Below are 6792 nucleotides of genomic sequence, written 5' to 3'. Positions count from 1 at the left end.
AGACCTGCGTGCGCAACCGCTACGAGTTCACCGTCCCCGTCCCCGCGCTGGTCGGTCCGCCCGCAGCACAGGAGCCGCTCCACGTAGCGCCGCCTCGGCGCACGGGCGCGGCAGAGCCGCGAGCGCGGCAGGGGGGCGGTCAGGTTGGCGGAGGTGCGGGTGAGGGCACTACTCCCGTCACCGGCAGCCGGCCACCCGGCCTTCGCCACGCGTGGAACGGCCTGGCGGTGCGCTGGCTGGTCGCCGCCGACCAGCCCCGGCCTCGGCGAGCCGCGGTTGCGCCGGGCGGGACAGCCCGCGCACCCGCTACACTCTCAGGCATGCGAACCACTCCGCTCCGACACCAGTGGTGGCGCCGCTCCTAGGCGGCGCATCTGGTTCGCATTACCGACGATCTGACCAGCGACCGCCCGCGCCGGCGGTCGTTCTCGTTCTCGGCCACGGTTCGGGCGCCGCGTGGACACCACGCGAAAAGGACCGGCCCGTGGACGACAGCTCCCGTACCTATCGCACCGCCGGCGGTATCGCCGTGCGCAGCACCGCCACGCCCTGCGACCCCGGCGTCCTCACCGAGCTCACCGCCGCGGTCGAACGCCGCCGCGGCGGCGTGCTCTCGTCCGGAATGGAGTATCCGGGGCGCTACAGCCGCTGGCACCTCGGCTACGTCGACCCCTGCCTGGAGGTGGTCGCGCGCGGTCGGCGCGTCACCGCCAGCGCGCTGAACGAGCGCGGAGCGGTCCTGCTGCCGGTCGTCGCCCGTGCGCTCCTGGAGCACGGCCGCCCCGCGGAGCCCGCGGCGCCCGACCGGGCGCCGGCGTACGGCGTGGTGGACGTGACCATCCCGGAACCCGCGGCGGGGGAGTACTTCACGGAGGAGCAGCGCAGCCGCAGGCCCAGCGTCTTCTCGGCCCTGCGCTCGATCGTGGCGCTGTTCGCCGGCCCGGAGGACCCGCACCTCGGGCTGTACGGCGCGTTCGGCTACGACCTCGCCTTCCAGTTCGAGCCGATCGAGCAGCGGCTGCCCCGCGACCCCGACGACCGCGACCTCGTGCTCCAGCTTCCGGACGAGATCGTGGTGCACGACCGCAAGCGCGAGACCTGCGTGCGCAACCGCTACGAGTTCACCGTCCCCGCCGAGCTGACCGGCGCCGGCGAGGCCACGACCGAGGGCCTGCCCCGGCGGACCGAGCCGACCCCGGCCGTCTCCGCCCGCGAGGTCCCGCCGCCGCCGGAGCCGGGCAGTTACGCCGCCATCGTCGCCGACGCCAAGGAGAGGTTCGTCCGGGGCGACCTCTTCGAGGTGGTGCCCAGCCACCGCACCTACGGAGCCTGCGACTCGCCCGCCCGGTTCTACGAGCGGCTGCGGGAGCGCAACCCCGCCCCCTACGAGTTCTTCCTCAACCTGGGCGAGGGCGAGTACCTGGTGGGCGCGTCCCCGGAGATGTTCGTACGGGTCACCGGAGCGCCCGGCGAGGGCCAGCGGGTGGAGACCTGCCCGATCTCCGGCACGATCCGCCGCGGCGAGGACGCGCTCGGCGACGCCGACAACATCCGCGCCCTGCTCAGCTCGCCCAAGGAGGAGTCCGAGCTGACGATGTGCACCGACGTCGACCGCAACGACAAGTCCCGGGTGTGCGAGCCGGGCAGCGTGCGGGTCATCGGCCGCCGCCAGATCGAGATGTACAGCCGGCTGATCCACACCGTCGACCACATCGAGGGGCGGCTCCGGCCGGAGTTCGACGCGCTGGACGCCTTCCTCACCCACATGTGGGCGGTCACGGTCACCGGCGCACCGAAGACCTGGGCCATGCGGTTCATCGAGACCCACGAGACCACCCCGCGCCGCTGGTACGGCGGGGCCGTGGGGGTGATCGCCTTCGACGGCTCGATGAACACCGGTCTGACCCTGCGCACCGCGCACATCCGCGACGGCGTCGCCACCGTGCGGGTCGGCGCGACGCTGCTGTACGACTCCGACCCCGACGCCGAGGAGCGCGAGACCTTCCTCAAGGCGCGCGCCCTGCTGGAGACGCTGGCCGAGGACAGCGGGGGGCGCCCGGCCGCGGACGCCGGGCGGCCGGCCGCTGCGCCGGCGGCCGAGCAGCCCGCCGGCGAGGGGATGCGGGTGCTGCTGGTCGACTTCGAGGACTCCTTCGTCAACACCCTGGCCGACTACTTCCGCCGGCACGAGGCGGAGGTCACCACGCTCCGGCACGGCTTCGACCCCGCGCGGCTGGACGAGCTCGCGCCCGACCTCGTGGTGCTCTCGCCCGGTCCGGGCCTGCCGAGCGACTTCGGCACCGCCGCGCTGCTCGACGAGCTCGACCGCCGGCGGCTGCCGGTCTTCGGCGTCTGCCTCGGCCTGCAGGCCATGGTGGAGCACGCGGGCGGTGAACTGTGCACGCTGGCCGAGCCGGTGCACGGCAAGCCGTCCCTGGTCCGGGCCACCGGCGGCGAACTGCTCGCCGGAATCGGCGCCGGGGCGGACGGGGACACCGGGGAGGCGGCGGAGGGCGAGTTCACGGCCGCGCGCTACCACTCCACCTACACCACGCCGGACCGCGTGAAGAACTTCACGGTGACGGCTGTCGTGGCCGACGGCGCGGAGCCCGTCGTCATGGCGATCGAGGACCCGCGGGCCAAGCGCTGGGCGGTGCAGTTCCACCCGGAGTCCATCCTCACCGCGGCGGTGGGCGAGCGCGTCGTGGCCAACGTGCTGCGCCTGGCGCGCTGAGCGCCCGGGCCGGCGTCTGGACGGCCGTCCGGACGCCGGCCCGGGCTCCCGCCGCCGCTCCCACCGAAACGGTGTCCGCTACTGAACGCCCAGGTCAGGGCGGTAGCGGGGCGAGATCCGGCGCCGGTCGCGTTTTTCCGCCCCCGAACCGGGCAGCGCATCGGCATGGGTGTTCTACTACTGATTCTCGGAGTTGTCCTCATCGTCGCCGGCGTGCTCGCGCTGCTCCGCCGCCAAATGCTGTGGGGCATCGTGCTGATCGTGGTGGGCCTGATCATCGCGCCGTCCAACTTCTACATCGGGGCTTAGCCGCCACCCACCCGGCGCGGAGCGGGCGGGCTCGACGCCCGCCCTCCGCGGCCCCACCCCCGACCAGGTCGTGCCACCCCGCGGCGGTGCTAGGTTCGATCACCGGCGGTCGGCGCGCCCCCGTCCGGGAACGCGCCGAACAGCCATGTCGTCGGAGCGATCACACCTGGAGCCGGCACCCGAGCGGTTCAGGTCATGGGGGAGAAGAAGTCACGTGAAGAGCGTCGAACCCGAGGTCCACCTGATAGCGCGCCCGCAGCTGGACTACGAGGAGATCGCCCGCTATCTGGCGGACGTCGGCGGGCAGAGCTGGCTGGAGCGCCTGGACCGCGGGGACCTGGACTCCGCGCTGAACGACCCGCAGAACCTGGCCGAGTTCGCCGGCCGGCTGTGCTACCGCTCCTGGGAGCCGGGGCTCAACCCCAACGTCGTCCGGGTCCGCACCGACCAGGACGCCTATCTGGCGAACATCCTGGCCAGCCTGCACGGATCGGTGTTGGAGCACGTCAGCTTCAGCTTCGTGCTGCACAACGTGAGTCGGGTGCTCACGCACGAGCTGATCCGGCACCGGCCCGGGGTCGCCATCTCGCAGGAGTCCCTGCGGTTCGTCCGGCTGACCGACCTGCCGTTCTGGTTCCCCGAGTGGGCCCGGCAGGACGCGGAGCTGATGGAGCGGGCCACCGACATGCTCGGCCGCATGGAGGAGTTCCAGCTCTGGATGGCCGAGCACTTCGGACTCGACGAGGAGGGCGTGCCGTTCGCGGAGAAGAAGCACCGCACGTCCTTCATGCGGCGGTTCGCCCCGGAAGGGGTGGCCACCGGCCTGGTGTGGACCGCGAACGTCCGCACCCTGCGGCACACCCTGGAGGCGCGCACCGCTCCGGGCGCGGAGGAGGAGATCCGGCTGCTGTTCGGCCGGATCGGCGAGCTGATGGTCAAGGAGGCCCCCGCGCTGTTCGGCGACTACGAGGTCGCCGACGGCGCCTGGGTGCCGCGCTGGCGCAAGGTCTGAACCCGGGGCGCCGGCCCGCGATGCCGCCTGGGAAGGCGCACCGCGGGGCCGGCGCCGCCGCGCGTCAGCAGCAGCGCGAACCGGGATGGGTGTCGCCCCGGTCGACGTACCACCGCCAGAACTCCCGCTCGCCCATGGCGGGCACACCCGGGTGCGTCCGGCGGTGGTGCTCCAGGTAGATCTCGTAGGCGCGCTCGCCGGTGATCCCCCGGGCGATCTGCCATCCCTCGCGCAGGGCCGCCCGGATCCGGGACAGCGGTCGGCGCAGCGCCCCGAGCGGCGCCCGGCCGCCGGGGGCGGCTCCGGTGTCCGCTGTCACCGCTCCGCCGTCCCGGCCGGCTCGGCGCCGGTGCCGCTCCCCGCGCCGGCCTCCGCCAGCTGGCGGGCGGTGGCCCGCTCCTCGCGGGTGGCGATCAGCCCGGAGGGGGCCCACAGCCGCGAGGGCACGTGCGGCGTCTCCGTGGTGGGCAGCCTGCCGCCGGCCCGCAGTGCCTTGACCCACACCCGGGCGGCGTCGACGAGGATCACGATCACGAGCAGCGCGAACACGGCCGCCAGGATCCCGTCCACCGTCGTGTTGACCACCACCTGGCGCATCTGCTCGACCGACTGGGCCGCGCCCAGGCTGGTCTCCCCGTTCTCCAGCGCCTCGACGTACTGCGCGCGCTGGGCGAAGAAGCCGATGGCCGGGTCGGAGGAGAACACCTTCTGCCAGCTGGCGGTGAGGGTGACGACCGCGTCCCACGCCAGTGGGACCAGCGTCACCCAGGCGTACTTCGCCCGGCCGGACTTGATGAGCAGCGTGGTGCACACCGCGAGCGCCACGGCCGCCAGCAGCTGGTTGGCGATGCCGAACAGCGGGAAGAGCTGGTTGATCCCGCCGAGCGGGTCGTTGACCCCCGCCCACAGGAAGTAGCCCCAGCCGGCGACCACGAGCGCGCTGGTCAGCCACAGGCCGGGCTTCCAGCTCACGTCGCGCATCGGCTTGTAGATGTTGCCGAGGGTGTCCTGCAGCATGAACCGGCCCACCCGGGTGCCGGCGTCCACGGTGGTGAGGATGAAGAGCGCCTCGAACATCACCGCGAAGTGGTACCAGAACGCCGTCATGGCGGCGCCGAAGATCGCCGAGACCTCGGAGAAGATCAGCGCGGCGCCCAGCGCGAAGGTCGGCGCGCCGCCGGTGCGGGCGAGGACGCTGTTCTCCTCGATCATGGCCGCCGTGGACTGCAGGGTCTCGGGCGTCACGGTGAAGCCGAGTTGGGTGACGGCCGCCGCGGCGCTCTGCACCGTGTCGCCGAGCGCGCCCGCCGGCATGTTCATGGCGAAGTACACACCGGGGTCGATGACGCAGGCCGCCACCAGCGCCATGACGGCGACGAACGACTCGGTCAGCATGCTGCCGTAGCCGATCATCCGGACCTGCGACTCCTTCTCGATCAGCTTCGGGGTGGTGCCCGAGGAGATGAGCGAGTGGAAGCCGGACAGCGCGCCGCAGGCGATGGTGATGAACACGAACGGGAAGAGCGACCCCGCGAAGACCGGCCCCTCGCCGTTGAACGCGAAGTCGGTGAAGGCCGGCAGCCGCAGCGTCGGCATCGTGACGATGATGGACACCGCGAGCAGGGCCACGACCCCGACCTTCATGAAGGTCGACAGGTAGTCGCGCGGCGCGAGCAGCAGCCACACCGGCAGCACCGACGCCACGAACCCGTAGATGATGAGGCCGAACGTGAGCTCGTTGTGGGAGAAGTGGAAGAGCTCGCTCAGCACCGGGTGCTCGTTGACCCAGCCGCCGCCCGCGATGGCGAGCAGCAGCAGGACCACGCCGATCGCCGAGGTCTCCATGACCCGGCCTGGGCGCAGGTAGCGCAGGTAGCAGCCCATGAACAGCGCGATGGGGATGGTCATGACCAGCGAGAAGGCGCCCCACGGCGAGTCCGCCAGCGCGTTGACCACCACCATCGCCAGCACCGCCAGCAGGATGACCATGATGGCCAGGACCGCGACCAGCGCGGCCACGCCGCCGACCGGGCCGATCTCCTCGCGCGCCATCTGGCCGAGGCTGCGGCCGTCGCGGCGCATGGAGAAGAACAGCACCACCATGTCCTGCACGGCCCCGGCGAAGATCACGCCGAGGATGATCCAGATGGTGCCGGGCAGGTAGCCCATCTGGGCGGCGAGCACCGGGCCCACCAGGGGGCCTGCGCCGGCGATCGCGGCGAAGTGGTGGCCGTAGAGCACCCGGCGGTCGGTCGGGTGGAAGTCCGTGCCGTTGTTCAGCCGCTCGGCCGGGGTGGCGCGGGTGTCGTCCACCCGCAGGACCCGGTAGCTGATGAAGCGGGCGTAGAACCGGTATCCGATCGCGTAGGAGGCGAGGGCCGCGAAGATCAGCCAGGCCGCCGAGATCTCCTCGCCGCGCGACAGCGCCAGCACCGACCAGGCGCCGGCGCCGACCAGCGCCACAGCGGTCCACACGACAACCCGCACGGGGCTCCATTTCGGGCGTTGCCGACCTTGGCCTGCTGCTGTGTCGGCCGTGCTACTGGACACGGGCGGTCCCCTTTCCGTCACGTGGCGGCCCATGAGCTCGGGTGATCCGCTCCGGGTGGTGCAGATCACCGACGCGGGAATGGTGTCACCGCGCGTGGGGCAGGTCCAGGGAGTTTCAGCGACGATTTGACGACAAGTTCACCGGTACTTAACACCGAAGACAGGCGGATCGAGGGAGATGCCCGGA

The 6792-nt window shown here is 72.3% G+C and carries 5 protein-coding genes; 3 read left to right on the top strand and 2 right to left on the bottom strand.

What is annotated here, in order from left to right; translation table 11 throughout:
• The first annotated feature begins 484 nt into the window (after nt 1–484).
• The 3 genes from DEF28_RS14745 to thyX all read left to right on the top strand — a co-directional run bounded on the left by DEF28_RS14745 (nt 485) and on the right by thyX (nt 4055).
• Entirely contained in the window at nt 485–2734 is a 2250-nt protein-coding gene (locus DEF28_RS14745) for an anthranilate synthase component I (protein WP_114397941.1), read from the top strand.
• Between the two features lie 165 nt (nt 2735–2899).
• Complete coding sequence (locus tag DEF28_RS28090; protein WP_181874301.1) at nt 2900–3043, top strand: GPGG-motif small membrane protein; 144 nt, start codon at nt 2900–2902, stop codon at nt 3041–3043.
• A gap of 214 nt (nt 3044–3257) precedes the next feature.
• A complete protein-coding gene (thyX, locus tag DEF28_RS14740; protein ID WP_114397940.1) occupies nt 3258–4055 on the top strand; it encodes an FAD-dependent thymidylate synthase in 798 nt (265 codons plus the stop codon).
• 64 nt (nt 4056–4119) lie between these two features.
• Here thyX and DEF28_RS14735 read toward each other — a convergent pair whose 3' ends face one another.
• Entirely contained in the window at nt 4120–4374 is a 255-nt protein-coding gene (locus tag DEF28_RS14735; RefSeq protein WP_233515309.1) for a YbdD/YjiX family protein, read from the bottom strand.
• A complete protein-coding gene (locus tag DEF28_RS14730) occupies nt 4371–6542 on the bottom strand; it encodes a carbon starvation CstA family protein (RefSeq protein WP_233515308.1) in 2172 nt (723 codons plus the stop codon). Before DEF28_RS14730 ends, DEF28_RS14735 begins: the two co-directional genes overlap by 4 nt.
• Nucleotides 6543–6792 lie beyond the last annotated feature (250 nt).

Source organism: Marinitenerispora sediminis, from assembly GCF_003336425.1.
In the GTDB taxonomy this organism is placed as follows: domain Bacteria; phylum Actinomycetota; class Actinomycetes; order Streptosporangiales; family Streptosporangiaceae; genus Marinitenerispora; species Marinitenerispora sediminis.
This window is presented reverse-complemented; position numbering and strand designations above follow the sequence as displayed.

What these genes read in the sequence shown, in the direction of transcription:
- DEF28_RS28090 (WP_181874301.1), top strand. Translation starts at nt 2,900, where the DNA reads ATGGGTGTTCTACTACTGATTCTCGGAGTTGTCCTCATCGTCGCCGGC.